A 26606-nucleotide genomic window follows, 5' to 3' on the forward strand; every position below is an offset into this window, starting at 1 on the left:
ACAGCGACACCACGTTTCACAGATGCGGCGGCGCGCCCCGCCCGCCGCGATAGGGACCTGAGGAGAACTGGTGCCGCTCCCGTCACTGACCCCCGAACAACGCGCTGCCGCGCTCGAGAAGGCCGCGGAGATCCGCAAGGCCCGTGCTCAGCTGAAGGAGCAGCTCAAGCAGGGCAAGACCACCCTCGGTGCTGTCCTCGAGCGCGCCGAGAGCGACGATGTCGTCGGCAAGCTCAAGGTGTCGGCCGTGCTGCAGGCCATGCCGGGCATCGGCAAGATCCGGGCCACCCAGATCATGGAGAAGCTCAAGATCGCCGACAGCCGTCGCCTGCGTGGCCTCGGCGAGCAGCAGCGCAAGGCACTGCTTGGAGAGTTCGCCGCCAACTGACAGTGGCAGCGTGTAGAAACAAGCAGTGAGCACGGATGGCGAGACGCGCCCGGCGGCTCGGCTCACTGTCCTGGCTGGACCTTCGGGTTCCGGCAGGGAGAGTGTCGTCGAGCGCGTCCGGGCGCGTTCTCCGTCCGTGTGGATCCCGGTCACGGCCACCACGAGACCGCGCCGGGAGTCGGAGGTCGACGGGGTCGACCGGGTCTTCCTCGCCTCCGCAGAGTTCGATCGACGGCTCGTCGACGGCGAGCTGCTGGAATGGTCTCGAATCGGTTCGTACCGCCGGGGCACCCCTCTTCCACCGCTGCGGGCCCGGCTCGACGCCGGCCAGCCGGTGCTGCTCCCGCTCGACCTGCCCGGCGCCCCGCTGATCCGGGCCCGGCTGCCCGATGCCCGGCTGGTGCTGCTGAGCCCACCCGGGTACGCGCCGGACGTCCGGGTGGCGGCGGGCTTCACGCACACGCTGACCCACGACCACACCGAGCGGGTGGCCGATGAGCTGGTAGGCTTACTCGGTTCTTCTTATCCGGATCCGGCCTGGTCGCGCGTGCGTGGCTGACGGTCGACCGCCGTTGAGACTCAGCACCGCGTCCGCGCGGCTCGAAAGACGCAGAGGTTAATTCGTGGGATCCATCGCCAACCCCGAAGGCATCACCAACCCGCCGATCGACGAGCTCCTCGAGAAGACGACGTCGAAGTACGCGCTGGTCATCTTCGCCGCCAAGCGCGCGCGCCAGGTCAACGCCTACTACAGCCAGCTCGGTGAGGGCCTGCTGGAGTACGTCGGTCCGCTCGTCGAGACCACTCCGCAGGAGAAGCCGCTCTCGATCGCCATGCGCGAGATCAACTCCGGCCTGCTCACCGCTGAGCCGACCGACCAGCCGTAAGCCTCCGCTCGCCGATGTCCGCCTCGATCGTCCTCGGGGTCGGCGGCGGCATCGCCGCCTACAAGGCGTGTGAACTGCTGCGGCTCTTCACCGAATCGGGTCACCGGGTCCGGGTCGTGCCGACCGCGTCGGCGCTCCGCTTCGTCGGAGCGCCGACCTGGGCCGCGCTCTCCGGTCAGCCGGTCGCCGACGACGTCTGGACCGACGTCCACGAGGTGCCACACGTCCGGCTCGGCAAGCAGGCAGACCTCGTGGTGGTCGCGCCGACCACCACCGACCTGCTCGCCAAGGCCGCGCACGGGCTCGCCGACGACCTGCTGACCAACACCCTGCTGACCGCCCGCTGCCCGGTGCTGCTGGCGCCGGCCATGCACACCGAGATGTGGGAGCACCCGGCCACCGTCGCCAACGTCGCCACGCTGCGCGCCCGGGGCGTCCTGGTCCTCGACCCCGCTGTCGGCCGGCTCACCGGCGCCGACACCGGCAAGGGTCGGCTGCCCGATCCGGGGGAGATCTTCGCCGTCGCCCGCCAGCTCCTGGCCCGGGGCGCCGCCGCCCCCGCCGACCTGGCCGGGCGCCGGGTGGTGGTCACCGCCGGCGGCACCCGCGAACCGCTGGACCCGGTGCGGTTCCTCGGCAACCGCTCCTCCGGCAAGCAGGGGTACGCGTTCGCCCGGTCGGCGGTCGCCCGGGGCGCCCGGGTCACCCTGATCGCGGCCAACGTCGGTCTCGCCGACCCGGCCGGCGTCGACCTAGTCCGGGTGGGCACCACCGCCGAGCTGCGGGAGGCCACGCTGAAGGCCGCCGTCGAGGCCGACGCCGTGGTGATGGCGGCGGCTCCGGCCGACTTCCGCCCCGCGACGTACGCCCCCGGCAAGATCAAAAAGGCGGACGACGGCGTCGCGCCCACCATCGCGCTCGTCACCAATCCGGACATCGCGGCGGAGCTGGGCCAGCGCAAACGACCGGAGCAACTGCTCGTGGTGTTCGCGGCCGAGACCGGCGACGCGGAGGCCAACGGCCGCGCCAAGCTCGCCCGCAAGCGGGCCGACCTCATCGTGATCAATGAGGTCGGCGTGGACAAGGTCTTCGGCGCCGACACCAACACCGTGACCGTCATCGCCGCTGACGGCGCTGTCAACCGGCTGCCCGAGCAGGCCAAGGAGTCGGTCGCCGACGCCGTGTGGGATCTCGTCGTGGCGCGGCTGCCCGAACGGTCCTGATGGGTGTCAAAGATTGCGACCTATCCCCTCACCGGCCACGGTGGTGACTACACTGCCGCAGAACGACCTCAACCCGTTTAGGAGTGCCGTGACACGCCGCCTCTTCACGTCCGAATCGGTCACGGAAGGCCACCCGGACAAGATCGCCGACCAGATCAGCGATGGGATCCTCGACGCGCTGCTCGCCGAGGACCCGCACAGTCGCGTGGCGGTGGAGACGATGATCACCACTGGTCAGGTGCACATCGCCGGTGAGGTGACCACCAAGGCGTACGCCGACATCCCGACGATCGTCCGTCGCACGATCCTCGACATCGGCTACGACTCGTCGAAGAAGGGCTTCGACGGCGCCTCCTGCGGGGTCAGCGTCTCCATCGGCGCGCAGTCGGCGGACATCGCCCAGGGTGTGGACAACGCGTTCGAGCTGCGCACCGGAGCGTCGGAGAGCGCGCTCGACGCGCAGGGCGCCGGTGACCAGGGCATGATGTTCGGCTTCGCCTGCTCGGAGACGCCCGAGCTGATGCCGCTGCCGATCGCGCTCGCCCACCGGCTGGCCCGCCGCCTCTCCGCGGTGCGCAAGGACGGCACGATCCCGTACCTGCGGCCGGACGGCAAGACCCAGGTCACCATCGAGTACGAAGGGCTGCGCCCGATCCGGCTGAACACCGTCGTCGTGTCCAGCCAGCACGCCGCCGACATCTCGCTCGACTCGCTGCTCACCCCGGACGTGCGCGACCACGTCATCGCTCCCGAGCTGGAGAGCCTCGGCCTGGACACCGAGGGCTACCGGCTGCTGGTCAACCCGACCGGCCGGTTCGAGATCGGTGGCCCGATGGGTGACGCCGGGCTGACCGGCCGCAAGATCATCGTCGACACCTACGGCGGGTACGCCCGCCACGGCGGCGGCGCGTTCTCCGGCAAGGACCCGTCCAAGGTGGACCGTTCGGCCGCGTACGCGATGCGCTGGGTGGCCAAGAACGTGGTGGCCGCCGGTCTCGCCGAGCGGTGCGAGGCGCAGGTCGCCTACGCCATCGGCAAGGCGCACCCGGTGAGCCTGTTCATCGAGACCTTCGGCACTGAGACGGTGCCGGTCTCCTCGATCGAGAAGGCCGTCGGCGAGGTCTTCGACCTGCGTCCGGCCGCGATCATCCGCGACCTCAACCTGCTCCGCCCGATCTACCAGCAGACCGCCGCGTACGGCCACTTCGGCCGCGAGCTGCCGGACCTGAGCTGGGAGAGCACCGACCGGGCCGCCGACCTCAAGTCGGCTGCGGGAGCCTGACCGCCGCCAGGCGTAGCGACCGGCGACCCGCTCCTGGGTCGCCGGTCGCTCGCGTCTGCGTCGATGTTCCGCTGGCGCACCTGGACCGGCCGTTCGACTACCTGGTGCCGGCGGAGCTGGACGAGGTGGCGGTGCCCGGCACCCGGGTCAGGGTGCGCTTCGCCGGGCAGCTCGTCGACGGGTGGCTGCTGTCCCGCGCCGACGACTCCGGGCACACCGGCCGGCTCGCGTACCTGGAGAAGGTGGTCTCGCCGGAGGCCGTGCTGGCGCCCGAGATCGCCCGGCTGGCCCGCGCGGTCGCCGACCGGTACGCGGGCAGCCTCGCCGACGTGCTCCGGCTCGCCGTGCCGCCCCGGCACGCGCGGGTCGAGAAGGAGCCCTCTGACCCGGCGTCCACCCTGGCGACCAGCACGACCACCGTCGACCCGCGGGGATGGCGGGACTACCCGACCGGCCCGGCCCTGCTGCGCGCGCTCACCGACGGCCGCGCCCCCCGGGCGGTCTTCTCGGCGTTGCCCGGCGAGGACTGGACCGCCCGCTACGCCGACGCGGTGGCGGCCACCGTCGCCGGTGGGCGCGGCGCGGTGGTGGTGGTGCCCGACGCCCGCGACCTCGACCGGCTCGACGCCGCGCTCACCAGCCTGCTCGGCCCGGGACGGCACGTCAGCCTCACCGCCGCGCTCGGACCGGCCCGGCGCTACCGGGCGTTCCTCGCCGCGCGTCGCGGACAGGTGCCGGTGGTGATCGGCACCCGGGCGGCGATGTTCGCCCCGGTGGATCGGCTCGGCCTCGTGGCGATCTGGGACGACGGTGACGACCTGCACTCCGAGCCCCGGGCGCCGTACCCGCACGCCCGCGACGTGCTGCTCACCCGCGCCCAGCTCGCGGAGGCCGCCGCGCTGGTCGGCGGGTACGCGCGCACCGCCGAGGCGCAGCTGCTGCTGGAGACCGGCTGGGCGCGGGAGGTGGTCGCCGACCGGGCCACCGTACGGGCCCGGGTCCCGTCGATCACCCCGACCGGTGACGACCCGCAGCTGGCCCGGGACCCGGGGGCGGCCACCGCCCGGCTGCCCAGCCTGGCGTGGACGGCCGCCCGGGACGCCCTCCGGCAGGACCTGCCGGTGCTGGTGCAGGTGCCCCGGCGGGGTTACCTGCCGTCGATCTCCTGCGCCCAGTGCCGCACCCCGGCCCGCTGCGCGCACTGCGCCGGCCCGCTGGCGCTGCCCTCGGCGGGTGGCACTCCGGTCTGCCGGTGGTGTGCGCGGGTGGCGGCGGCGTACGCCTGCCCGGAGTGCGGTGGACGGCGGCTGCGGGCGGCGGTGACCGGCGCCCGGCGGACCGCCGAGGAGTTGGGCCGGGCGTTTCCCGACGTGCCGGTGCGTACCTCCGGGCGGGAGGAGGTGCTGACCGACGTGCCGGGCGGGGCGGCCCTGGTGGTGGCCACCCCCGGGGCCGAGCCGGTGGCCGAGGGTGGCTACGGCGCGGTGCTGCTGCTCGACTCGTGGGCCCTGCTGACCCGGGCCGACCTGCGTGCCGGCGAGGAGGCGTTGCGTCGTTGGCTGGCGGCGGCGGCGCTGGCCCGGTCGGCGCCGGCCGGCCGGGTGGTGGTGGTCGCCGACGGCGCGCTCGCCCCGGTGCAGGCGCTGCTGCGCTGGGACGCCGGCTGGTTCGCCGGCCGCGAGCTGGCCGAGCGCCGGGAGCTGGGGTTTCCGCCGGCGGTCCGGATGGCGAGCGTCACCGGGCCGGCCGAGGCGGTGGCGGATCTGCTCGCCGCGGCCCGGTTGCCGGACGACGCCGAGGTGCTCGGACCGGTGCCGGCCGAGGAGGGCCGGGAGCGGATGCTGGTCCGGGTGCCCCGGGCCCGGGCTGCCGCGCTGGCCGAGGCCCTGCACTCGGCCGCCGGTGCCCGCGCCGCCCGCAAGGCCGCCGATCCGGTTCGTCTTCAGGTCGACCCGCTCAGCCTGTTCTGACGAGTTCCGGCCGGTGCCGAGGGTGGCGGGCGCCACCACAGGGAGTGTTCCCGCACACCGCGTCCGGCAGAACGGTGCCGGCCGAGTGATAGCATCGCCCGTCATGCCGAGGCGTACGACGGGCTCCAGGTCGCGACGGGATGCCGGTCGGGCGCGAGGTCGATTCAGTCAATGAGCCGGTGATCAGGGGTGGACCAGTCGTGACCGTTGGACAATCGATCGTCTTCAACGGCGACCTCGGCAGCGGCAAGAGCACCGTGTCGGTCGAGATCGCCAAGCGGCTCGGCATGCGTCGGGTCAGCGTGGGGGACCTCTACCGGGAGATGGCGCAGCAGCGGCAGATGACCGCCCTGCAGCTCAACCTGCACGCCGAGCTGGACCAGGCGGTCGACGGCTACGTCGACCAGCTCCAGCGCGACATCGCCGCCTCCGGTGAGCGCCTCGTCATGGACTCCCGGCTGGCGTGGCACTTCTTCACCGACGCGCTCAAGGTGCACATGATCACCGAGCCGGGTGAGGCGGCCCGCCGGGTGCTCGCGCGGCCGTCCGGGCCGGCCGAGAGCTACACCTCCCTGGAGGAGGCCAAGGCCAAGCTGCGGGAGCGCAGCGCGAGCGAGCGCAGCCGGTTCATCATCCGCTACGGGGTGGACAAGGCCCGGTTGCGCAACTACGACCTGATCTGTGACACCACCCGGGCGTCCGCGGACGAGGTGATCGAGCACATCGTCGCCGCGTACGAGGGGACGCTCGGCGCCGAGGTGCTGCGCGACGCCCCGCCGCTGCTGCTGCTCGACCCGGCCCGGGTCTACCCGACCGAGGACATCGCGACCCTGCGAGGTCTGTGGGACACCGACTTCGTCGGCGACGTGGCCGAGGCCGGCGACGAGGCCCTGGAGCCGCTGAAGATCGGCTTCACCGGTGAGTACTTCTTCGTCGTCGACGGTCACCGCCGCCTGAGCGCCGCCCTGCAGAGCGGGTTCTCGCTGGTCCCCGCCCAGTTGGTCGCCGAGGTCGACGAGCCGGTCGTGGGCGGGATGACGGCCGTCGACTACTTCGCGGCCCAGGTGCGCCCCGGTCTGATCTACGACTGGGAGTCGGCTCACAGGATCCATCTGCCGCTGCCCGAGCCGGCGCTGCTGCGCGGCGACGCGGTGCTGGCCGGCGACCCGAGCGCCAGCGCCTAGACTCCGTGCCCTCGGTGGGTCGGTGTTCGTAGCCCTTGGGCAGTGGTGACCGTCGGTCACCTCCGAGAGGGCGGACGTGGTGTTGAGCGTCATACCTCAGAGGTATAAATATGCCTCTGAGGTATACGGCCCAACGGCACCACCGGCCCGGCTCGACCCGACGCCCGCTGGGGGTCGCGCCCGCGCGCCCTCTGCCGCCGCACGAGCGCTGCGGCCTCGGCGCGACCGCCCAGGCGCAGCCGGCGCGGACAGCGGGGCCAGCAGGCCGGATGGACCGTGGCCGACAGGGACGACGGCCGGCGTGGACCCTGGCCGGCGGAGACGACGGGGCCGGGCCGACGCGCGGGGTACGCGCGCCGGCCCGGCCAGCGGTCGGTGGTGCGGGATTCGTCAGCCGAGGACGACGCCGGAGGCGCCGACGCCGGCCATGCCGGAGAAGATGTCCTCGTAGTAGAACCGCCAGGCGCAGACCCGGCCGGTGGTGACGTAGCCGGTACAGGCCGTCGACGTGTTGGTGTCGTCGATGGCGGTGTTGGTGCCGGTCGCCCAGACCTGGAGCGTGTTCGCCGCGTTCACGATCTCCACGGGGCCACCGCTGTCGCCCTGACCGACGGCGTTGGTGCGGGCGGTGTTCTCCGCCTGCACCTGGCCGCAGACCTGGCCGAAGTTGCGCACGTTGATGCACAGGTTGCGCGCCCTCACCTGGATCGAGCAGCGGGTGCCGGAGTACGCGCCGGAGCTGCACACCCAGTTGCCGACCTGGCTGGCCGACGCGCCGATCACCTGGTTGCTGAACTCACTGACCACGTTGCCGGCCGCGTCGGTGCTGTTGTTGAAGACCCGGCCGCCCGCGCTGCCGGACAGCAGCAGGGTGTCGGTGCCGACGTTGCGGGTGCCCACGATGCCCATCGACTGCCCGGTCGGGTCGGTCGCGGAGTTGTTGATGTTGCCGCAGTGCGCGGCGGAGAGGATCCGCGACACACCGCCCTGGAACACCCCGAACCCGGTGGAGCAGCCGCCGCCGGTGTTGACGTTGCGCCAGGCGGCGCCACCCCACCACGGCGTCGTGTCGTCCCACCGGGTGGCGGGCGCGGCGGCGACGCCGGTCTGCACGGTCACCGGCACGCCGGCCAGGGCCGACGCGCCGAGCAGGCCGCTCTGGGTGCCGACGAGGAGGCCGGCGCCGTCGGCGCGCGGTCCGACCGTGGTGATCTTGTCGCCGACCGATGCGCGCAGCCGGTCGGCCGCGGCCATCAGCTCCCGCTGGGAGTACGCGGCCGGCAGCACCTGGGTCGGGACGGTGGCCCGGGCGTTGCGCACCAGTTGGGCCGGCGGCTCTCCCTTCCAGTAGACCTGGAGCTGCCGGGCGGTGGGGTCGGCGACGATACCGGCGAAGCCGGAGGTGGCGCTGCGCTGCGCCGCGTTGGTGATCTGGGCGGCGGCGGTGTTCATCCGCTGCTGCAGGCGGAGCAGCTCGGACCAGGAGGCGAAGCCGCCGGGCACGGGCGTGCTGTCGACGAACGATCCGCTGGTGGTGGCCTTGCCACCCGGTGCGGCGGTGGCCGGTGCGGCAGCCACGCCCGCGGCGAGCAGCGTGAGGCCGAACACGGTGACGGCGAGGCGACGCAGCAGCGTCGCCGCGGACCGCCGGTTGGTCGGGTGTGGACGGATCATGGGTACCTCTTCCCCCAGGGGTGTGTGGAGCGGGCCGTGCCCGCAGCAGGGACGGTGGCACGCGGCGCGGATCGCGCGGGGCGCATCCTGGACGGGACTGGACACCGCCGGACACGGCCGGACGGCCGGCTGGACGGACAGTCCGTTGTGGATCTGTCGTGCATTGGCAGGTGTCTATCGAATCGAGTGGGGCCGGAATTACCCTGCCCGTGCGCGTCCGGGGCGGCCGGATGACCGGGGGGTGGGGCGTGTCCGACCAGTGGATACCATCCGGCGTTCATAAGACGTCATATGGATCGCCCGCGATGTCCGAGCTGTCCCGCGCCGCCGCCGAGGCGCAGACCCTGCCGGAGCTGGCCGGGTTGCTGCGCCAGCTGCGTCGCCGGGAGGCCCGGCAGCAGGGGGAGACCCAGCTCACGTACCGGCAGTTGGCCGCGAAGACCGGTTGGTCGCGCGGCGTCATCGGGGAGTACTTCGCCGGCAACATCCTGCCGCCGCCGGAGCGGTTCGACGTCCTCATCAGGCTGCTCGGGGCGAGCCCGGCCGAGCAGGGGGTGCTGGCCACCGCGCGGGACCGGGTCGAGGAGCGTCGGCGCCGCCCGACCCGCGACCATGCCGCCACCGGGCGCGCGGCCGGCCGGGCCCGGGCCGGCGGCCCGCGAACCGGCACGCCGTCGCTTCGGTTGCCGGTGCCCCGCCAACTGCCCCCGGCGCTGCCCGGCTTCGTCGGCCGCGCGGAGCAACTCGCGCAGCTCGACGCGGCGTGTGCCGGCACCGACGATCCCGGCGCGGCCGACGGCACGCCGGCAGCCACCGTCCTGACGCTGTCCGGCACGGCCGGGGTCGGCAAGACGACGCTGGCGGTGCACTGGGCGCACCGGGTCGCCGACCGTTTTCCGGACGGTCAGCTCTACGTCGAGCTGCGCGGGTTCGACGCCACCGGAACGGTGGTGACCGCCGTCGAGGCGGTGCGGGGCTTCCTGGAGGCGCTGGAGGTGCCACCGGAGCAGATCCCCACCCACCTGTCCGCGCAGGTGGGTCTGTACCGCAGTCTGCTCGCCAACCGCCGGATGCTGGTGCTGCTGGACAACGCCCGCGACGTCGAGCAGGTGCGGCCCCTGCTGGTCGGCAGCCCGAGCTGCCTGGTGCTGGTCACCAGCCGGAACCGGCTCGTCGGCCTGATCGCGGCCGACGGCGCCCGGCCGGTCAACGTCGACCTGCTCAGCACGGCCGAAGCCTGGCAGCTGCTGGCCCGGCGACTCGGCGCCGACCGGCTGGCGGCCGAGCCGGAGGCGGTGGACGAGATCATCGAGCGGTGCGCCCACCTGCCGTTGGCGCTCGCCGTCCTGGCCGCGCGGGGCGCCGCGAACCCCGCGTTCCGGCTGACCGCCCTCGCCGCCGAACTGCGCGCGGCGCCGCGCTCGCTCGACTCGTTCGACGGTGGCGACGCCAGCAGCGACGTGCAGGCCGTCTTCTCCTGGTCGTACCGGAGCCTCACGCCCGCGGCGGCACGGCTGTTCCGGCTCTTCGGCTGCCACCCCGGCCCGGACATCGGTTACGCCGCGGCGGCCAGCCTCGCCGGGCTGCCCCGGACCGAGGTGCCCCGCCTGCTGGCGGAGCTGGCCCACGCGCATCTCGTGACCGAACACGCCGCCGGCCGGTTCGGCGCGCACGACCTGCTCCGCGCGTACGCGGCCGAGCAGGCCGAACGGTGCGAACCGGCCCAGGCGCGGCGGGCCGCCATCCGCCGTGGGCTGGACCACTACCTGCACACCGCGCACGCGGCGGCGCTGCTGCTGCAACCCGGGCGCGACCCGGTCATCCTCGCCGCCGCCGCGCCGGGGGTGCTGCCGGAGGAGATCGCCGACCACGGGCAGGCCCTCGCCTGGTTCACGCTGGAGTACCCGGTGCTGCTGGCGGCCGTCGCGCACGCCCGGCACACCGGTTTCGACAGGCACGCCTGGCAGTTGGCCTGGACGCTGGTGGACTTCCTGCAACGCCGGGGGCGGTGGCCGGACCTGGCCGTCGCCCAGCGGGCCGCCCTGGCGGGGGCGCAGCGGGTGGGCGACCGGCTCGGGCAGGCGAACGCCCACCGCGACCTCGCCCGGGTGCTGTCGAAGCTGGGACGGGTGAACGAGGCGGCCCGCAACTACCGGCAGGCGCTGATGATCTTCGAGGCGTTGGGTGACCACACCGGGCAGGCGCGCACCCACCGCGCGTTCGGCGCGATGCTCGACGGGCTCGGCCGGCACGTCGAGGCGCTGGAGCAGAGCGAGCGCGCCCTGGCGCTGTACCGGGCCGCCGGCCACCGTGCCGGAGAGGCCAGCGCCCGCAACGCGGTCGGCTGGGCGTACGCCCAGCTCGGTCAGTACCAGGCCGCGCTGGAGCACTGCGGACAGGCGTTGGCGCTGCTGCGTACGACCGGCGACCGGCACGGGGAGGCCAACACCTGGGACAGCCTCGGGTTCATCCACGCCCGCCTGGACGACCAGCGCCAGGCGATCCGGTGTTACCAGCGGGCGTTGGGGCTGTACCGGCGGGTCAGCGACCGCTACGACGAGGCGGACACCCTGTCCCGGCTCGGCGAGAGCCGGCAGGCGGCGGGGGACACCGCCGGCGCCGTACGGACCTGGCGGCGGGCCCTGGCCATCCTCGACGACCTCGGTCACCCGGCGGGCGGGCGCGTCCGGGCCCTGCTGGCCGCCGTCGGCGAGCCGCCCGGTGACGCTGGGCACACCGGCGGTGGTTGATCGAGGTACGCCGGGCGGTGCGCGACCGGGCACTCCGTAGACTGGTACGGCATCGCTCGTCCCGCCCCACGAAGGAGCCGTCCCGCGTGACCGTCCAGCCCATCCGTCTGTTCGGGGACCCGGTGCTGCGCACGCCGGCCGATCCGGTTGTCGACTTCGACGCCGAGCTGCGTCGGCTGGTGGCCGACCTCACCGACACGATGCGTGAGCAGAACGGCGCCGGCCTGGCCGCGCCGCAGCTCGGTGTGGGCCTGCGGGTGTTCACCTTCGACGTCGACGACGTCCTCGGTCACCTGATCAACCCGGTGCTCGAGTTCCCCGACGAGGAGGAGCAGGACGGCCCGGAGGGCTGCCTCTCCATCCCCGGCCTCTACTTCGACACCAAGCGCCGGCAGAACGTGATCGCCAAGGGCTTCAACTCGTTCGGTGACCCGATGCAGATCGTCGGCACCGGCCTGATGGCGCGCTGCGTGCAGCACGAGACCGACCACCTCGACGGCGTCCTGTTCCTCGACCGGCTCGACGCCGCCGGTCGCAAGGAGGCGATGAAGGCGATCCGTCAGGCCGAGTGGTACGACGCCGCGGCGCCCCCGGTGGTGAAGGTCAACCCGCACGGCGCGGGCAGCCCCTTCGGTCTGGGCCGGTGAGCCGGTGCGCGTGATCTTCGCCGGTACGCCGGCCGTCGCCGTCCCCGCCCTGGCCGCCGTCGCGGCCTCCCACCACGAGCTGGTCGCGGTGGTCACCCGACCGGACGCGCCTGCCGGGCGGGGCAGGGGTCTGTCCCGCTCCCCGGTCGGCGAGTGGGCCGACGCGCACGGCGTCGAGGTGCTCACCCCGGCCCGCCCCCGCGAGCCGGAGTTCCTCGACCGGCTCCGCGCGCTGGCGCCGGACTGCGTGCCGGTGGTCGCCTACGGCGCGCTGGTGCCGCCTGCGGCCCTGGAGATCCCCCGGCACGGCTGGATCAACCTGCACTTCTCGCTGCTGCCCGCGTGGCGGGGCGCCGCGCCCGTGCAGCACGCCGTGCTGCACGGCGACGAGCTGACCGGGGCCAGCGTCTTCCAGTTGGAGGAGGGTCTGGACACCGGCCCGGTCTACGGCACGGTGACCGACGAGATCCGCCCGGCGGACACCTCCGGCGACCTGCTGGAGCGGCTCGCCGACTCCGGCGCCGGGCTGCTGGTGGCGGTGCTCGACGCGATCGCCGACGGCACCGCCCGCGCCGAGCCGCAGCCCGCCGACGGCGTCTCGCTGGCGCCGAAGCTGACGGTGGACGACGCGCGGGTGCGCTGGGGCGACCCGGCGTTCGCGGTGGACCGGCGGATCCGGGCCTGCACCCCGGTGCCGGGCGGGTGGACCACCTTCCGGGACGAGCGGGTGAAGCTCGGCCCGGTCGTCCCGGTGCCCGACGGCCCCGAGCTGAAGCCGGGGGAGCTGCTGGTGGAGAAGTCCCGCGTGCTGGTCGGCACGGCGACAGTGCCGGTGCGCCTGGGCGAGGTCCGCGCCGCGGGCAAGCGGGCGATGGGCGCGACGGACTGGGCGCGCGGCGTCCGGGTCTCCGCCGGTGAGGTGGTCGCGTGACGGCCCCGGAGGGCACCCGGCCGACGCGCTCCGGCCCGTCCAGCGGTCGGGGTGCGGACCGCCGTCCGGCCCGGCCGCCGGTGGACCGACCGCGCCGCGCCGCGTACGAGGCGGTGGCCGCTGTGCACCGCGACGACGCGTTCGCCAACCTGGTGCTGCCCACCATCCTGCGCGAGGAGGGGCTGTTCGGCCGGGACGCGGCCTTCGCCACCGAGCTGACCTACGGCACCCTGCGTCACCTGGGCACGCTGGACGCGATCCTGACCGACGCGGCCGGCCGGGACGTGGCCCGGATCGACCCGCCGGTGCGTGACGCGCTGCGTCTCGGGGCGTACCAGCTGTTGCACACCCGGGTGCCGGCGCACGCCGCGGTCTCGTCGACGGTGGACCTGGTCCGCTCGGTCGGGCCGGGCGCGACCGGCTTCGCCAACGCGGTGCTGCGCGAGGTGTCCGGGCGCGACGTGGACGCCTGGGTGGCGAAGCTCGCCCCGCCGATGGAGACCGACCCGGTCGGGCACCTGGCGTTGGCGTACAGCCATCCGCAGTGGATCGTGCGGGCCTTCGCCGAGGCGCTCGGCGGCGACCTGGGGGAGACGACCCGCCTCCTGATCGAGGACAACGAGCGCCCGCCGGTGCACCTGTGCGCCCGACCCGGGCTGATCGACCCGGTCGAGCTGGCCGACCAGGTGGGCGGGGCGCCCGGCGCCTTCTCGCCGTACTCCGTCTATCTGCCCGGCGGCGCGCCCGGCGACGTGCCGGCGGTGGCCGACGGCCGTGCCCACGTCCAGGACGAGGGCTCCCAGTTGGTGGCGGCGGCGCTCGCCGACGCGCCGTTGGACGGCCCGGACGGCCGCTGGCTGGACCTGTGCGCCGGCCCGGGTGGCAAGGCCGGGCTGCTCGGCGCCCTGGCCGCGCAGCGGGGCGCACGGGTGACGGCGGTGGAGGTGGCCGAACACCGGGCCCGTCTGGTCTCCCAGGCGACCCGGGGCCTGCCGGTGGCGGTGCTGGCCACCGACGGGCGGTCGGTGGGCGCCGACCCGAAGCTGCCCGAGGAGCACTTCGACAGGGTGCTCGTCGACGCCCCGTGCACGGGGCTGGGTTCGCTGCGCCGCCGGCCGGAGTCGCGCTGGCGTCGCCAGCCGTCCGACCTGCCGCCGCTGACCCGGTTGCAGCGGGAGCTGCTCGGCGCGGCGCTGCGGGCGGTCCGCCCGGGGGGTCTGGTCGCCTACGTCACCTGCTCGCCGCACACCGTCGAGACGCACGTGACGGTGACCGAGGCGGCCCGCCGCAGCGGGGTCCCGGTGGACTTCGTGGACGCCCGGCCGTTGCTGCCGGCCGGCATGCCCGGTCTCGGTGACGGGCCGACGGTGCAGCTCTGGCCGCACCGCCACGGCACCGACGCGATGTTCCTCGCCGTCCTGCGCCGAGGCTGAGTCGATCCGCGTCCGGCCGGTCGGGTGACCGGTCGGACGCGGCGGTGCTCAGGTGACCGGCAGGCCCCTGGTGCCGGCGTTGCGCATCGAGCGGGTCAGGGCCCGGTCGGAGATCCAGAGGAAGCACTGCACGCCACGGTTGCCGTTGCGCCACTCCTCCTCGTACGGCTGGTAGTAGATCGTGCCGGCGCGGAAGTCGAGCTGCGAGTTGTCCGGGACCTTGGCGAACTTCGCGATCATCGACTGGCAGGCCCGGTGGGTCCGCTTGACGGTGCGGGTGAACGCGGCGTACGTGGTTTCCGGTGCCTGCCAGACCCCGACGAACTCGGCGTGGTGTTTGGCGGTGCAGGACACCGGCACCATCTCGTCGATGTCGTCCTTGACGAGTTTCGGGTTGAAGCAGCGGTACGCCAGCGGCGCCGCGCCGGACAGCGCGCCGCGGAGACTGCCGGTGCGCAGGTCGACGGCGGTGTCGTCGATGCTGGCGATCTCGGTGACGTCGCAGCGGTACCAGCGCGCCCCGCCCGACCAGGCCTGCGGCGAGGGCAGCACGACGGTCAGACCGAGTCGTCCGGAGCGCCAGTCGGCGCCCACCGCCTTGTTGACGGCGGTGTCACAGCCGGCCTGCGCGGCCCGCATGCCCGGCGAGCCGGACAGCGGAGGCCCGGCGCCCTGGGCGGCCGGGCCGGTGAGGGTGCCGACGTGCATGGTCTCCACCCGGTGCGCCTCGCCGCACGGCGTCGGGTTGTAGCCGGTCAGGAAGCCGACCTGCTGGGAGGTCTGATGGCAGACGTCGGCGGCGGGGACGAACTGCTGGGCCGCGACCGGCGCCGGCCAGTCGTCGGTGAGGTCCCTGTCGAGCCCGGCCGGTGTGCCGCACCCGCCCAGCGCCAGGGCCAGCGCCGCACCCCCGGTGAACACCGCCAACCACCGTCGCATCCCGACCTCCCCCGCCCGCTGGTGGCCTCGCACCGGACCCCGCCGGTCGGTACCGCCACGGCGCAGCAGCATACGGCACCGGTGCTCAGATCGCCGGTAGTCCCTCCGGGCCGACCCCGCGCATCGAGCGGCTGAGTTTGCGGTCGTCGCTCCACAGGAAACAGCGCACCCCACGGTCGCCCTCCTCCCACTCCCGCTGCGACGGTGGGTAGTAGATGGAACCGGCCCGGTACGGCAGGTCGCTGTTGTTGGGCACCTTCGCGAACTCGGCGATCAACGCCATGCAGCGCTTGTGCGCCTGCTCGGCGGACCTGGTGAACGCCTCCCAGCTCATGTCCCGCTCCTCGTAGACGCCCACGAACTCGGCGCGGTGCGGCTCGGTGCAGAGCACCGGCGCCATGTAGTTGAGGTTGTCGCCGATCAGCTTGGGGTCGAAGCAGCGGTGGGTCAGGGGCGAGTCGCCGATGAGCGCCCCGCGCAGGCTGCCGGTGCGGTTCACCGGGCGGGTGTTGTCGATGCTGCCGGTCTCGCTGAGGTCGCAGCGGAACCAGCGTGCGCCGCCGGCCCAGGCGGGGGCGGACGGCAGCGCGAGGGACAGCGCGAGCCGGGCGGTGTGCCAGTCGCCGCCGAGCACCTCCCGGGCCCGCTGGTCGCACTCGGCGCGGGCGGCGCGCAGCGCCGGCGACCCGGGCGCCGGCCGGGCCTCGGTGAGCGCGTCGGGACCGACGAAGGTGCCGACGTGGATGGTCTCGGCCAGGTGGTTACGGGCGCAGCTCACCGTCTCGTACGTGCTCGCCTGCACGACGGTGCTGATCCGGGGCAGGCAGACGTCGGTGGCGGGGGTGAACGGCTCCGGGACCCGCAGCTCCGGCCAGTCGTCGGTGAGATCGCCGTCCGCCCCGCGCGCGGGCGCGCAGGCGACCAGCAGCATCGTCGTGACGCAGGCCAGCACCAGCGCTGGAAGCCACCGTCGCATGGTCCGCCCTCCCGGGAGCTGGCGGCCGGTCCCCGCGCCTCGCGGCGAGATTCCGGCGGGCGTGCAGCCTATGGCACCGTCCCGGTTGGAGTGTCGTCGCGTTTCCGTCGATCGGCCAGCCATTGTTGTCTGTTCGTCCGGATTCGGCGGTCCGGAGTGACCAATTCTGCACCACTGGTCACTGCTGGGTCACAGCGCGTCCCCGACGGTGGCGCGCTGCCGGCGCGGGATGACCACGTTCGTACACTGGGCCCTGTGACCGTACCGCCGCCGATCGTCGCGCCGAGCATCCTGGCCGCCGATTTCGCCCGCCTCGCCGAAGAGGTCCGCGCCGTCGAGGACGTCGCGGACTGGTTGCACGTCGACGTGATGGACAACCACTTCGTACCGAACCTGACCATCGGTCTGCCCGTGGTGCAGAGCCTGCGGGCCGTCACGGCGATGCCCTTCGACGTGCACCTGATGATCGAGGATCCGCGCCGGTGGGCACCCGGTTACGCCGACGCGGGGGCGTACAACGTCACCTTCCACGCGGAGGCGTCCGACGACCCGGTGGCGCTCGCCAAGGATCTGCGCTCGGCCGGCGCGAAGGCCGGCCTGGCCATCGACCGGGACACCCCGATCGAGCCGTACCTGGACCTGCTGCCCAGCTTCGACACCCTGCTGATCATGACGATCAAGGCGGGCTTCGGCGGCCAGCGGTTCATCCCCCAGTTGCTGGACAAGGTGCGCACCGCCCGCCAGCACGTGTCGGCGGGGCATTTGGAGCTGCGCATCGAGGTGGACGGCGGGATCGCCGCCGACACCATCGAGCAGGCCGCCGCCGCGGGCGCCGACGCGTTCGTGGCCGGCACCGCGGTGTACGGCGCGGCCGACCCGGCCGAGGCGGTACGCCATCTGCGCGCCCTTGCGGAACGCGCGGCGCCCGGGGCCTGAGATGGAGGCCGACGGCGACCGCAAGGACATCATCCTCGTCGTCGACGACGACGAGGACATCGCCCGTTTCGTGGAGTTCAACCTGCGGCTGCACGGCTTCGACGTGATCCACGCCAGCGACGGGCAGGAGGCCCTGGAGGTCATCGAGCGGCAGCGGCCGGACCTGGCGGTGGTCGACCTCATGATGCCGCGCGTCGACGGCTTGGAGCTGACCCGGCGGCTGCGCGCCGACCCGATGACCTCCGCCCTGCCGGTGATCATGCTGACCGCCAAGGGAATGACAGTCGACAAGGTGCACGGCCTCAGCGCCGGGGCGGACGACTACCTGGTCAAACCGTTCGACACCGCCGAGCTGGTGGCGCGGGTCTCCTCCACGCTGCGCCGCAACAAGGAGTTCCGGGAGGTCTCCCCGCTGACCGGGTTGCCCGGCAACAGCCGGATCCGCCGGGAGATCAGCGACCGGGTCCGCAGCGGCGTGGACTACGCGGTGGGTTACATCGACATCGACCGGTTCAAGAGCGTCAACGACCGGTACGGCTTCGTGCGCGGCGACGACTTCATCACCGCGCTGGCCCGCAGCCTGCACCGGGCGGTGGTGGCGGTGGGGTTGCCGCCGGCGTTCCTCGGCCACGTCGGCGGCGACGACTTTGTCATCGTCTGCGCGCCGGACCAGATCCGCCCGCTGACGTCCCGGGCGGTCGTCGACTTCGAGAAGTCCGCCGACACGCTCTACGACACCACCGACCGGGAGCGCGGCTTCGTCGAGTTGAAGGACCGGCGCGGCAACATCCGCCGCGCGGCCCTGGTCACGCTCTCGATCGGGGTCTCCCTCTCCGACGAGGGCAAGCGGTTCACCGACCCGCTGGAGGCGATCGCGGTGGCCTCGGAGATGAAGACGGTCGCGAAGAGCCAACCGGGCTCGTACGTGGCGGTGGACCGACGCCGGGGCGTCACCTGATCGTGAATCCCGCTGTGAAGTACCTCGCCTAGGTAGCGGCAGACCCCGATCGGCGTGTAAGACTTCCCGGGTACCCACCACGCGCTGGCGGGACTCGGTGAAATTCCGAACCGGCGGTGATCCACGGTCCGACCGTGGTCAGCCCGCGACCCGGACGGCTTCGGCCGCACGGTGGACCTGGTGAGAATCCGGGGCCGACGGTTGGGGGCGGTTCGTCCGCGCCCAGACAGTCCGGATGGGAGACAGCGCGCGGGACGGACGGGTCCGAGCCGACCGCTGGCGTCAGCGTGCCGTTTCGGCCCTCCCGGGGCGGCTGTGCCGTTCCCGGATTCCGCCACCGCCTGCCCGTGGCCCCATGGCCACCGCCTCCCGACCGCCCGCGCGCGGACCGGCGAGTGAGAGGGCAGGGGCAGGGCGATGGCCAGCGTCTCCGTCGATGAGGCGATGCGGCGTGCGATCGAGTTGGCGGCGCGAGGGCTCGGCACGACAAGCCCCAACCCCGTCGTCGGTTGCGTGCTGCTCGACGAGGACGGCGAGGTCGTGGGCGAGGGCTTCCACGCGTACGCCGGTGGGCCGCACGCCGAGATCGTCGCCCTCGCGCAGGCCGGGCAGCGGGCCAAGGGCGGCACCGCGGTCGTCACTCTGGAGCCCTGCGACCACACCGGTCGCACCGGCCCCTGTAGCTCCGCGCTGGTCCAGGCCGGGGTGGCCCGCGTGGTGATCGCCGTGCCGGACCCCAACCCGGTCGCGTCCGGCGGCGCCGCCACCCTGCGCGCCGCCGGGGTCCGGGTCGATCTGGGGGTACGCGGCGAGGAGGCCGAGGCCGGCAACATCGCCTGGCTGACCTCGATGCGCCGGGGCTGGCCGTACGTCATCTGGAAGTACGCCGCCACCGTCGACGGGCGCGCCGCCGCGCTGGACGGCAGCAGCATGTGGATCACCTCGGAGGCGGCCCGGATCGACGTGCACGCGTTGCGCGGCACCGTCGACGCGGTGCTCGCCGGCGTGGGCACGGTGCTCGCCGACGACCCCCGGTTGACCGCCCGCAACCTGCGCGACGGCAGCCTCGCCATCCGGCAGCCGCTGCGCGTGGTGGTGGACAGCTCGGGGCGTACGCCTGCCGACGCCCGGGTCCGCGACGGCGCGGCGCGGACGTGGATCGCGACCGCCGCCGAGGTCGGCGCCGACCCGGACGGCCGGGTCGACCTGCCGGCGCTGCTGGCGGCGCTGCACCGGCGCGGGGTCCGCGCGGTGCTGCTGGAGGGCGGCCCCCGGCTGGCCGGCGCGTTCCTGCGGGCCGGCCTGGTGGACAAGGTCGTCGGGTACGTCGCGCCGCGGTTGCTCGGCGCCGGCCCGACGGCCCTGGTCGACGCGGGAGTGACGACCATCGCTGAGGCCATCGATCTGGAGTTTGTCGACGTTACGCAGATCGGTCCGGACATCCGGATCACCGCTTTGCCCCGTAAAAGGGAGGGCTGAGATGTTCACCGGCATTATTGAGGAAATGGGCGAGATCGTCCGGGTCGCGCCGACGGCGGGGGATTCCGCGCTGCTCGGCGTCCGTGGGCTGCTCGTCACGTCCGACGCCCGGCACGGCGACTCGATCGCCGTCAACGGTGTCTGCCTCACCGTCGTCGAGGTGACCGACGGGGTCTTCACCGCCGATGTGATGGGGGAGACGCTGCGGCGCTCGGCGCTGGGCGCGTTGCGCCCCGGTGACCCCGTCAACCTGGAGCGGGCCGCCGCGCTCGGCAGCCGGCTCGGCGGGCACCTGGTGCAGGGCCACGTGGACGGTGTCGGTGAGCTGGTCTCCCGGGAGCCGGCCGAGCAGTGGGAGACGGTCCGGTTCCGGTTGCCCGCCGAGCTGTCCCGGTACGTGGTGGAGAAGGGCTCGATCACCATCGACGGGGTGTCGCTGACGGTGGCAGCGGTGGGCGACGACGAGTTCGCCGTCGGGTTGATCCCGACCACGCTCAAGCTGACCACGCTCGGCGCGAAGGGCGTCGGCGACCCGGTCAACCTGGAGGTCGACGTGCTGGCCAAGTACGTCGAGCGGCTGCTCGGCGACCGGCTCGCGGCCGGCGACCGGCTGGCCCAAACCACGGGCGGGGTGGCGTGATGGGCCCGGTCGGCTGGTTGCTGGACGCCCAGGTGCAGGTGGCCGGCTCGCCGGTGCTGGTCCGGGAGATCGTCGGCAACGCCTTCGGGCTGGTCTCGGCGCTGCTCGGGCTGCGCCGGCTGGTCTGGGCGTGGCCGGTCGGCATGGTCGGCAACGCGCTGCTGCTGACCGTCTTCCTCGGCGGGGTGTTCGCCACCCCGCAGCAGCACGACCTGTACGGGCAGGCCGGGCGGCAGGTCTTCTTCTTCGCGGTCAGCGTGTACGGCTGGTGGCGCTGGCAACGCAACCGTCGCTCCGACGCCGGGCAGGCGGCTGTCGTCCCGCGCTGGGCCACCGGCCGGGAACGGCTGGCGCTGCTGCTGGCCGCCGTGCTCGGCACCGCCGCCGCGTACCCGGTGCTCAAGGCGCTGGGCTCGTGGGGGCCGCTGCCCGACGCGTGGATCCTCACCGGCAGCCTGCTGGCCACGTACGGCATGGCCCGCGGCTGGGTGGAGTTCTGGCTGCTGTGGATCGCTGTCGACGCGGTCGGCGTGCCGCTGCTGCTGCGTGGCGGGTTCTACCCGTCGGCGGTCATGTACCTGATCTACGGCGCCCTGTGCGTCTGGGGCTTCGCCGCCTGGTGGCGCACCTCGCGCGCGGCGGCGCCGGTCCGTACGCCGATCTACCGGGAGGCCGTGGCATGAGCGAGCGGAGTGGCGGCATGAGCGGGTTCGGCAGCATCGAGCAGGCCGTCGCGGAGATCGCGGCCGGCCGGCCGGTCGTCGTCGTCGACGACGAGGACCGGGAGAACGAGGGCGACCTGATCTTCGCCGCCGAGTTGGCCACGCCGGAGCTGCTGGCGTTCATGGTGCGGCACACCTCCGGGTACGTCTGCGTGCCGTTGACCGAGAGCGAGGCCGACCGGCTCGACCTGCCGCCGATGCACCACACCAACCAGGATCGGCGCGGCACCGCGTACACGGTGACGGTGGACGCCCGGGAGGGGGTCAGCACCGGCATCTCGGCCGCCGACCGCGCGCACACCATCCGGTTGCTCGCCTCGGCCAGCACCGATCCGACCGACCTGGCCCGTCCCGGGCACGTGGTGCCGCTGCGGGCCCGCGAGGGCGGGGTGCTGCGTCGGCCGGGGCACACCGAGGCGGCGATCGACCTGACCCGGCTGGCCGGGCTGCGCCCGGCCGGCGTGCTCTGCGAGCTGGTCAACGACGACGGCACCATGATGCGGCTGCCGGACCTGGAGAAGTTCTGCGCCGAGCACGGCCTGACGCTGATCACCATCGCCGACCTGGTCGCCTACCGGCGGCGCACCGAGAAGCAGGTCGAGCAGGTCGCCGACGCCCGGATGCCGACCCGGCACGGGGTGTTCCGGGCGCTCGGCTACCGCGCCGCGCACGACCCGGCCGAGCACGTCGCGATGGTGTTCGGTGACCTCGGCGACGGCCAGGACGTGCTGGTCCGGGTGCACTCCGAGTGCCTGACCGGGGACGTGTTCGGCTCGCTGCGCTGCGACTGCGGCCCGCAACTGGACGCCGCGCTCGCCCGGGTCGCTGAGGAGGGCAGGGGAGTGGTGCTCTACATGCGCGGGCACGAGGGCCGCGGCATCGGGCTGCTGCACAAGTTGCAGGCGTACCAGTTGCAGGACCGGGGCCGGGACACCGTCGACGCGAACCTCGACCTCGGCCTGCCGGCCGACGCCCGGGACTACGGCACCGGCGCGCAGATCCTCTACGACCTGGGTGTGCGCTCGATGCGGCTGCTGACGAACAACCCGGCCAAGCGGGCCGGGCTGGAGGGGTACGGGCTGACCATCACCGGCCGCGAGGGGCTGCCGGTCGGGGCGCACCCGGAGAACATGCGCTACCTGCGTACCAAGCGGGACCGGATGGGTCACCTGCTGGACGAGTTGGACGAGGTGTCCGAGGCGCCGCTGGGGCGTCCGGTCGCCAACGACGAGATCGGAGCATGACGATGGCGGGTTTCGGCGAGCCGGGAGTCGACGCGGTGGACGCCGCCGGCCTGACCGTCGGGGTCGTGGCCGCGCGCTGGCACGGCGACCTGACCGACCACATGCTGGAGCGGGCGGTGGCCGCCGCCGAGGCGTGCGGGGCCCGCTCGGTGGTCGCCCGGGTCGCCGGCTCGGTCGAGCTGCCCGTTGTCGCGCAGGCCCTGGCCCGCCGCTGCGACGTGGTGGTCGCCCTCGGCGTGGTGGTCCGTGGCGCCACCGCCCACTTCGACTACGTCTGCCGCTCGGTCACCGACGGGCTGACCCGGGTGGCGTTGGACGAGGGCAAACCCGTCGCGCACGGCGTGTTGACGGTGGAGACCATCGAGCAGGCCCGGGACCGGGCCGGGCTGCCCGGCTCGGCGGAGGACAAGGGCTGGTCCGCCACCGTCGCGGCCCTCGACGCGGCGCTGGCCGTACGGACCGTGGCGGCCGGCAACGCCCAGCGGGTCGGCTTCGCCGGCTGAGCCGCGGGGTCGGCTTCGGCGGCTGGGCCGCGGGGTCGGCTTCGGCGGCTGGGCCGCGGGGTCGGCTTCGCGGGCTGAGCCGCGCTCAGAGGCGACCGGCCTCGATGATCCGGCGCAGGAACTGCCGGGTCCGGGGCTGGGTCGGCTCGCCCAGCACCTGCTCGGGTGGGCCGCTCTCGACGACCCGCCCGGCGTCGAGGAAACACACCTCGTCGGCGATCTCCCGGGCGAAGCCCATCTCGTGGGTGGCGAGCACCATCGTCATGCCGTCGCCCTTCAGGTCACGGATCATGGTCAGCACCTCGCCGACGAGCTCCGGGTCCAGCGCGGAGGTGACCTCGTCGAGCAGCATCAGCCGGGGCGCGTTGGCCAGCGCCCGGACGATCGCCACCCGCTGCTGCTGCCCGCCGGAGAGCCGGTCCGGGTAGGTGTCCGCCTTGGCGCCGAGCCCCACCCGGTCGAGCAGCTCCCGGGCCTGCGCCTCGGCCTCGGCACGAGCCCGCCGGTGCACCCGCCGCGGCGCGAGGGTGATGTTCTCCAGCACGCTCAGGTGCGGAAAGAGGTTGTACGCCTGGAACACCATCCCGATCCGCCGGCGGACCCGGTCCGGGTCCACCCGGGGGTCGGAGATGTCCTCGCCGTCCAGCTCGATGGTGCCGTCGTCGATCTCCTCCAGCAGGTTCACACACCGCAGCAGGGTGGACTTGCCGGACCCGGACGCGCCGATCAGGGCCACCACCCGGTGCTCGGCGACGGTGAGGTCGAGGTGGTCGAGCACGACGTGGCCGTCGAACTCCTTGCGCAGCCCTCGGCAGCGCAGCAGCGCCATCGTCACCCTCCCGACTGCCGACGGGCCGCACGCAGCGTCACCCAGTCGGTGACCGCGATCAGCGGGATTGCGAGCAGCACGAACAGCACCCCTGCCACGACGTACGGCGTGTAGTTGAACGACTGGGCGGTCGCGATCTGCGCGGCGCGCACCGCGTCGATCGGCCCGGCGAGCGAGACCAGCCCGACGTCCTTCTGCAGGGCCACCACGTCGTTGAGCAGCGGCGGCGCCACCCGGCGGACGGCCTGCGGCAGGACCACGTGCCGCATCGTCTGCCGGTGGGTCAGGCCCAGCGAGCGGGCCGCGGCGAGCTGGCTGGGATGCACCGACTCGATGCCGGCCCGGAACACCTCAGCCAGGTAACCGGCGTAGGTGAGAACCAACGCCAGCCCGCCGAGCACCAGCACCGGCGGCATGCCCTGCAACCGCAGTCCGGGCACACCGAGGGTGAGCAGGTAGAGCACGATGATCAGCGGTAGGCCGCGGAAGGTGTAGGTGTAGCCGGCGGCCAGCGCGCGGACCGGAAAGAAGACCGGGCCGCGTAGCGTCCGCAGCACGGCGATCACCAGCCCCAACAGCAGCGCGCCGACCGCGCAGCACACCAGCAGGCGTACGTTGAGCCAGAGCCCGCTCAGCACCGCCGGCAGCGCCGCGCGGGCGATCTCCGGGTCCAGGAACGACCGGCGCACCCGGTCCCAGCCCGGCGCGCCGGTCACCGCGACGACGAGCAGCACGCCGAGCGCCGCCGTGGACGAGGCGGCGACCAGCACGCTGCGGACGGTCTGCCGACGCCGGTACGCCGAGCGCCGCCGCTGCGCCGCGGAGGGGACGTGTTCCAGGACTGTCACCGCAGCTCGGCGGCCCCTGCCGCCTGCGCGAGCCACTTCTGCTCCAGTTCCTTGAGCGTGCCCGCCGCGGTGAGCTGACCGACCGCGCCGCTCACGCAGGAGGTCAGCGGGGAGTCCTTGTCCAGCAGCAACCCGAACGCCTCCGGCGTGCCGACCTGCGGCACCTGCCCGACGATCGTGGCGTCGGTGATCTCCGCCCCGGTGATGTAGAAGGCGGTCGGCAGGTCGACCACCAGGCCGTCGAGCTGCCCGTTCTGCAGCGCCTTCTTGGCGTCGTCGTTGCTGTTGTAGACCTGCGGCTCGGCGGTCGGTTTGATCACGTCGGTGATCGCCTGGTAGCTGGTGGTGCCGACCTGGGCGCCGAGCCGCGCGTCGCGGAGATCGGCCAGCGTCGTCCTGCCGGCGATCTTCGAGGACTTCAGCGCGATGACGGTCTGCCGCACCAGGTAGTACGGCGCGGAGAAGTCGACCGCCCGCTTGCGCTCCTCGGTGATGGAGAACTGGTTGATGTCGAAGTCGAAGGTCTTCGGCCCGGGGGCGATCGCGGCGTCGAACTTCACCCGGGTCCAGGTGACGTCGGCGCGGGCGAAGCCGAGCTTCTCGGCCACCGCGTAGGCGACGGCGGACTCGAAGCCCTCCCCGTTCTCCGGCTTGTCGTCGGAGAACCACGGCGCGTACGCGGGTTGGTCGGTAGCGATGGTCAGCTTGCCCGGCGTACGGGTGGGCAGGCTGTCCGTGGCGCAGGACGGCGGCGCGGTGACGACGGGGGCGGGTTGCTCGTCCTGGGGCGCGCAGGCGGCGGTGGCTACGACGACGATGCCGGCGAGAAAGAACGCGAGGAGACGTGAGCTGCTGGCCATGGCCGACAGCGTAGGTTCACGAGCGTCGATCAACAATTGCCCCACTGGATTAGTAGGAAATTGTCCGCTTGCTGGGTTCCGGCGGACCCGGGCGCGGGGCCACGGGCGGCCGGCTGGAAGAATCGCCTCCCGTGAAGACGTTCGAGGAGTTGTTCGCCGAGCTGCAGGCCAAGGCCGCCGCCGGCACCCCGGGCTCGGGCACCGTCGCCGCCCTGGACAAGGGGGTGCACTTCATCGGCAAGAAGGTCGTCGAGGAGGCGGCCGAGTCGTGGATGGCCGCCGAGCACGAGGGCCCGGAGCGCACCGCCGAGGAGATCTCCCAACTGCTCTACCAGGTCCAGGTGCTGATGCTCGCCACCGGTCTCGACCTCAAGGACGTCTACCGACATCTGTGAGTGCCCCCAACCCGTTGATCGCCACCCGGATCGAAGGAGCACTCCGTCATGCTGCGTGTCGCCATTCCTAACAAGGGCACCCTGGCCGAACCGGCCGCCCAGATGCTGCGCGAGGCGGGCTACCGCCAGCGCACCGACCCCAAGGACCTCGTCTGCCGCGACGAGGCGAACGACGTCGAATTCTTCTACCTGCGCCCCAAGGACATCGCCACCTACGTCGGCTCCGGTGACCTCGACCTCGGCATCACCGGCCGGGACCTGCTGATCGACTCCGCCGCGCCGGCCGAGGAGGTCGTCGACCTCGCCTTCGGCCGGGCCACGTTCCGCTTCGCGGCCCGCCCCGACGACATCGCCTCCGTGCAGGACCTGGGCGGTCACCGGATCGCCACCGCGTACCCGGGACTGGTCGAGCGGCACCTCGGCGAGGTGGGGGTCAAGGCCGACGTGATCCGCCTCGACGGCGCCGTCGAGAACGCCGTACGCCTCGGTGTGGCGGACGTGATCGCGGACGTGGTGGAGACCGGCGCGACCCTGCGCCAGGCGGGCCTGGTGGTCTTCGGCGAGCCGTTGCTGCGCTCGTCGGCGGTGCTGGTCCGCCGGGCCGGCGCGCCGGGGCACCCGCAGGCCGAGCAGTTGCTGCGCCGCCTGCACGGGGTGCTGGTGGCCCGCCGCTACGTGATGCTCGCCTACGACGTGCCGGCCGGTCTGCTCGACCGGGCCAGCGGGCTCACCCCGGGAATCGAGTCGCCCACCGTGTCGCCGCTGCACCGCGAGGGTTGGGTGGCGGTGCAGGCGATGGTGCTCCGCGACGACGTGCACCGCATCATGGACGAGCTGTACGAGCTGGGCGCCCGCGCCATCCTCGTCACCAACATCCACGCCTGCCGCCTCTGACCGTCCCCGTCCCC

General features: G+C 73.4%; 26 protein-coding genes. 20 read left to right on the forward strand and 6 right to left on the reverse strand.

Translation table 11 applies throughout. From position 1 onward, the window contains the following. Nucleotides 1–70 precede the first annotated feature (70 nt). From mihF to O7634_RS21050, 7 genes are all read left to right on the forward strand, one after another. Nucleotides 71–388 (forward strand): integration host factor, actinobacterial type, encoded by a 318-nt coding sequence (gene mihF, locus O7634_RS21020; RefSeq protein ID WP_030335662.1) that lies wholly within the window; start codon nt 71–73, stop codon nt 386–388. Nucleotides 389–413: 25 nt separating this feature from the next. After that, nucleotides 414–947, forward strand: a complete 534-nt coding sequence (locus O7634_RS21025) for a guanylate kinase (protein ID WP_278151823.1) — start codon at nt 414–416, stop codon at nt 945–947. A 64-nt stretch (nt 948–1011) separates the two neighbouring features. Continuing rightward, nucleotides 1012–1275, forward strand: a complete 264-nt coding sequence (gene rpoZ / locus O7634_RS21030; protein ID WP_030335666.1) for a DNA-directed RNA polymerase subunit omega — start codon at nt 1012–1014, stop codon at nt 1273–1275. Between the two features lie 14 nt (nt 1276–1289). Continuing rightward, entirely contained in the window at nt 1290–2498 is a 1209-nt protein-coding gene (gene coaBC, locus O7634_RS21035) for a bifunctional phosphopantothenoylcysteine decarboxylase/phosphopantothenate--cysteine ligase CoaBC (RefSeq protein ID WP_278151824.1), read from the forward strand. Nucleotides 2499–2586: 88 nt separating this feature from the next. Further along, nucleotides 2587–3780 (forward strand): methionine adenosyltransferase, encoded by a 1194-nt coding sequence (gene metK / locus O7634_RS21040; RefSeq protein WP_278151825.1) that lies wholly within the window; start codon nt 2587–2589, stop codon nt 3778–3780. Further along, complete coding sequence (locus O7634_RS21045) at nt 3777–5750, forward strand: primosomal protein N' (protein ID WP_278154036.1); 1974 nt, start codon at nt 3777–3779, stop codon at nt 5748–5750. Before metK ends, O7634_RS21045 begins: the two co-directional genes overlap by 4 nt. 200 nt (nt 5751–5950) lie before the next feature. Further along, on the forward strand, nt 5951–6934 hold the full coding sequence (locus O7634_RS21050; RefSeq protein WP_278151826.1) for an AAA family ATPase: 984 nt from the start codon (nt 5951–5953) through the stop codon (nt 6932–6934). A 390-nt stretch (nt 6935–7324) separates the two neighbouring features. On the opposite strand, the gene O7634_RS21055 is transcribed toward O7634_RS21050, so the two are convergent. Next, on the reverse strand, nt 7325–8608 hold the full coding sequence (locus O7634_RS21055) for a hypothetical protein (RefSeq protein ID WP_278151827.1): 1284 nt from the start codon (nt 8606–8608) through the stop codon (nt 7325–7327). A 305-nt stretch (nt 8609–8913) separates the two neighbouring features. Between O7634_RS21055 and O7634_RS21060 the strand changes: the two genes are divergently transcribed. The 4 genes from O7634_RS21060 to O7634_RS21075 all read left to right on the forward strand — a co-directional run bounded on the left by O7634_RS21060 (nt 8914) and on the right by O7634_RS21075 (nt 14369). Then, a complete protein-coding gene (locus O7634_RS21060; RefSeq protein WP_278151828.1) occupies nt 8914–11358 on the forward strand; it encodes a helix-turn-helix domain-containing protein in 2445 nt (814 codons plus the stop codon). Nucleotides 11359–11444: 86 nt separating this feature from the next. Beyond that, nucleotides 11445–12005, forward strand: coding sequence for a peptide deformylase (gene def, locus O7634_RS21065; RefSeq protein WP_278151829.1), 561 nt, complete (start codon nt 11445–11447; stop codon nt 12003–12005). A gap of 4 nt (nt 12006–12009) precedes the next feature. Beyond that, the gene (fmt, locus tag O7634_RS21070; protein ID WP_278151830.1) at nt 12010–12936 is read left to right on the forward strand and encodes a methionyl-tRNA formyltransferase; all 927 of its coding nucleotides are present in this window, start codon (nt 12010–12012) and stop codon (nt 12934–12936) included. Beyond that, on the forward strand, nt 12933–14369 hold the full coding sequence (locus O7634_RS21075; protein ID WP_278151831.1) for a transcription antitermination factor NusB: 1437 nt from the start codon (nt 12933–12935) through the stop codon (nt 14367–14369). Before fmt ends, O7634_RS21075 begins: the two co-directional genes overlap by 4 nt. A gap of 48 nt (nt 14370–14417) precedes the next feature. Here O7634_RS21075 and O7634_RS21080 read toward each other — a convergent pair whose 3' ends face one another. Further along, on the reverse strand, nt 14418–15308 hold the full coding sequence (locus O7634_RS21080; protein ID WP_278151832.1) for a septum formation family protein: 891 nt from the start codon (nt 15306–15308) through the stop codon (nt 14418–14420). Between the two features lie 85 nt (nt 15309–15393). Beyond that, nucleotides 15394–16284, reverse strand: coding sequence for a septum formation family protein (locus tag O7634_RS21085; RefSeq protein ID WP_278151833.1), 891 nt, complete (start codon nt 16282–16284; stop codon nt 15394–15396). Between the two features lie 255 nt (nt 16285–16539). Here O7634_RS21085 and rpe point away from each other — a divergent pair, with 255 nt between their 5' ends. The 7 genes from rpe (at nt 16540) to ribH (ending at nt 22766) form a co-directional block, all read left to right on the forward strand. After that, nucleotides 16540–17220, forward strand: a complete 681-nt coding sequence (gene rpe / locus O7634_RS21090) for a ribulose-phosphate 3-epimerase (protein WP_278151834.1) — start codon at nt 16540–16542, stop codon at nt 17218–17220. Between the two features lies 1 nt (nt 17221). Beyond that, nucleotides 17222–18178: a response regulator gene (locus O7634_RS21095; protein ID WP_278151835.1), complete on the forward strand. Its 957-nt coding sequence runs from the start codon at nt 17222–17224 to the stop codon at nt 18176–18178. Nucleotides 18179–18595: 417 nt separating this feature from the next. Continuing rightward, on the forward strand, nt 18596–19657 hold the full coding sequence (ribD, locus tag O7634_RS21100) for a bifunctional diaminohydroxyphosphoribosylaminopyrimidine deaminase/5-amino-6-(5-phosphoribosylamino)uracil reductase RibD (protein WP_278151836.1): 1062 nt from the start codon (nt 18596–18598) through the stop codon (nt 19655–19657). 1 nt (nt 19658) lies between these two features. Then, nucleotides 19659–20297, forward strand: a complete 639-nt coding sequence (locus tag O7634_RS21105; protein WP_278151837.1) for a riboflavin synthase — start codon at nt 19659–19661, stop codon at nt 20295–20297. After that, nucleotides 20297–20980 carry a nicotinamide riboside transporter PnuC gene (gene pnuC, locus O7634_RS21110; protein ID WP_278151838.1) on the forward strand — a complete coding sequence of 228 codons (684 nt, stop codon included), beginning with the start codon at nt 20297–20299 and terminating at the stop codon, nt 20978–20980. The genes O7634_RS21105 and pnuC overlap by 1 nt, the downstream gene beginning before the upstream one ends. A gap of 17 nt (nt 20981–20997) precedes the next feature. Further along, on the forward strand, nt 20998–22263 hold the full coding sequence (locus tag O7634_RS21115; RefSeq protein ID WP_278154037.1) for a bifunctional 3,4-dihydroxy-2-butanone-4-phosphate synthase/GTP cyclohydrolase II: 1266 nt from the start codon (nt 20998–21000) through the stop codon (nt 22261–22263). A gap of 2 nt (nt 22264–22265) precedes the next feature. Next, nucleotides 22266–22766, forward strand: a complete 501-nt coding sequence (gene ribH, locus O7634_RS21120) for a 6,7-dimethyl-8-ribityllumazine synthase (protein WP_278154038.1) — start codon at nt 22266–22268, stop codon at nt 22764–22766. A gap of 85 nt (nt 22767–22851) precedes the next feature. Here ribH and O7634_RS21125 read toward each other — a convergent pair whose 3' ends face one another. Genes O7634_RS21125 through O7634_RS21135 form a run of 3 tightly spaced genes read right to left on the reverse strand, consistent with a single transcriptional unit; the run spans nt 22852 to nt 25303 of the window. Further along, the gene (locus O7634_RS21125) at nt 22852–23595 is read right to left on the reverse strand and encodes an amino acid ABC transporter ATP-binding protein (protein WP_278151839.1); all 744 of its coding nucleotides are present in this window, start codon (nt 23593–23595) and stop codon (nt 22852–22854) included. 2 nt (nt 23596–23597) lie between these two features. Continuing rightward, on the reverse strand, nt 23598–24443 hold the full coding sequence (locus O7634_RS21130; RefSeq protein ID WP_278151840.1) for an amino acid ABC transporter permease: 846 nt from the start codon (nt 24441–24443) through the stop codon (nt 23598–23600). Continuing rightward, complete coding sequence (locus O7634_RS21135) at nt 24440–25303, reverse strand: ABC transporter substrate-binding protein (RefSeq protein WP_278151841.1); 864 nt, start codon at nt 25301–25303, stop codon at nt 24440–24442. The genes O7634_RS21130 and O7634_RS21135 overlap by 4 nt, the downstream gene beginning before the upstream one ends. A gap of 131 nt (nt 25304–25434) precedes the next feature. On the opposite strand from O7634_RS21135, the gene O7634_RS21140 reads away from it, so the two are divergent. Beyond that, nucleotides 25435–25698 carry a phosphoribosyl-ATP diphosphatase gene (locus tag O7634_RS21140; protein WP_053655491.1) on the forward strand — a complete coding sequence of 88 codons (264 nt, stop codon included), beginning with the start codon at nt 25435–25437 and terminating at the stop codon, nt 25696–25698. Nucleotides 25699–25746: 48 nt separating this feature from the next. Continuing rightward, entirely contained in the window at nt 25747–26592 is an 846-nt protein-coding gene (hisG, locus tag O7634_RS21145; RefSeq protein WP_278151842.1) for an ATP phosphoribosyltransferase, read from the forward strand. The last annotated feature ends 14 nt before the right edge of the window (nt 26593–26606 follow it).

Source organism: Micromonospora sp. WMMD1120 (genome assembly GCF_029626235.1).
Lineage (GTDB): Bacteria > Actinomycetota > Actinomycetes > Mycobacteriales > Micromonosporaceae > Micromonospora.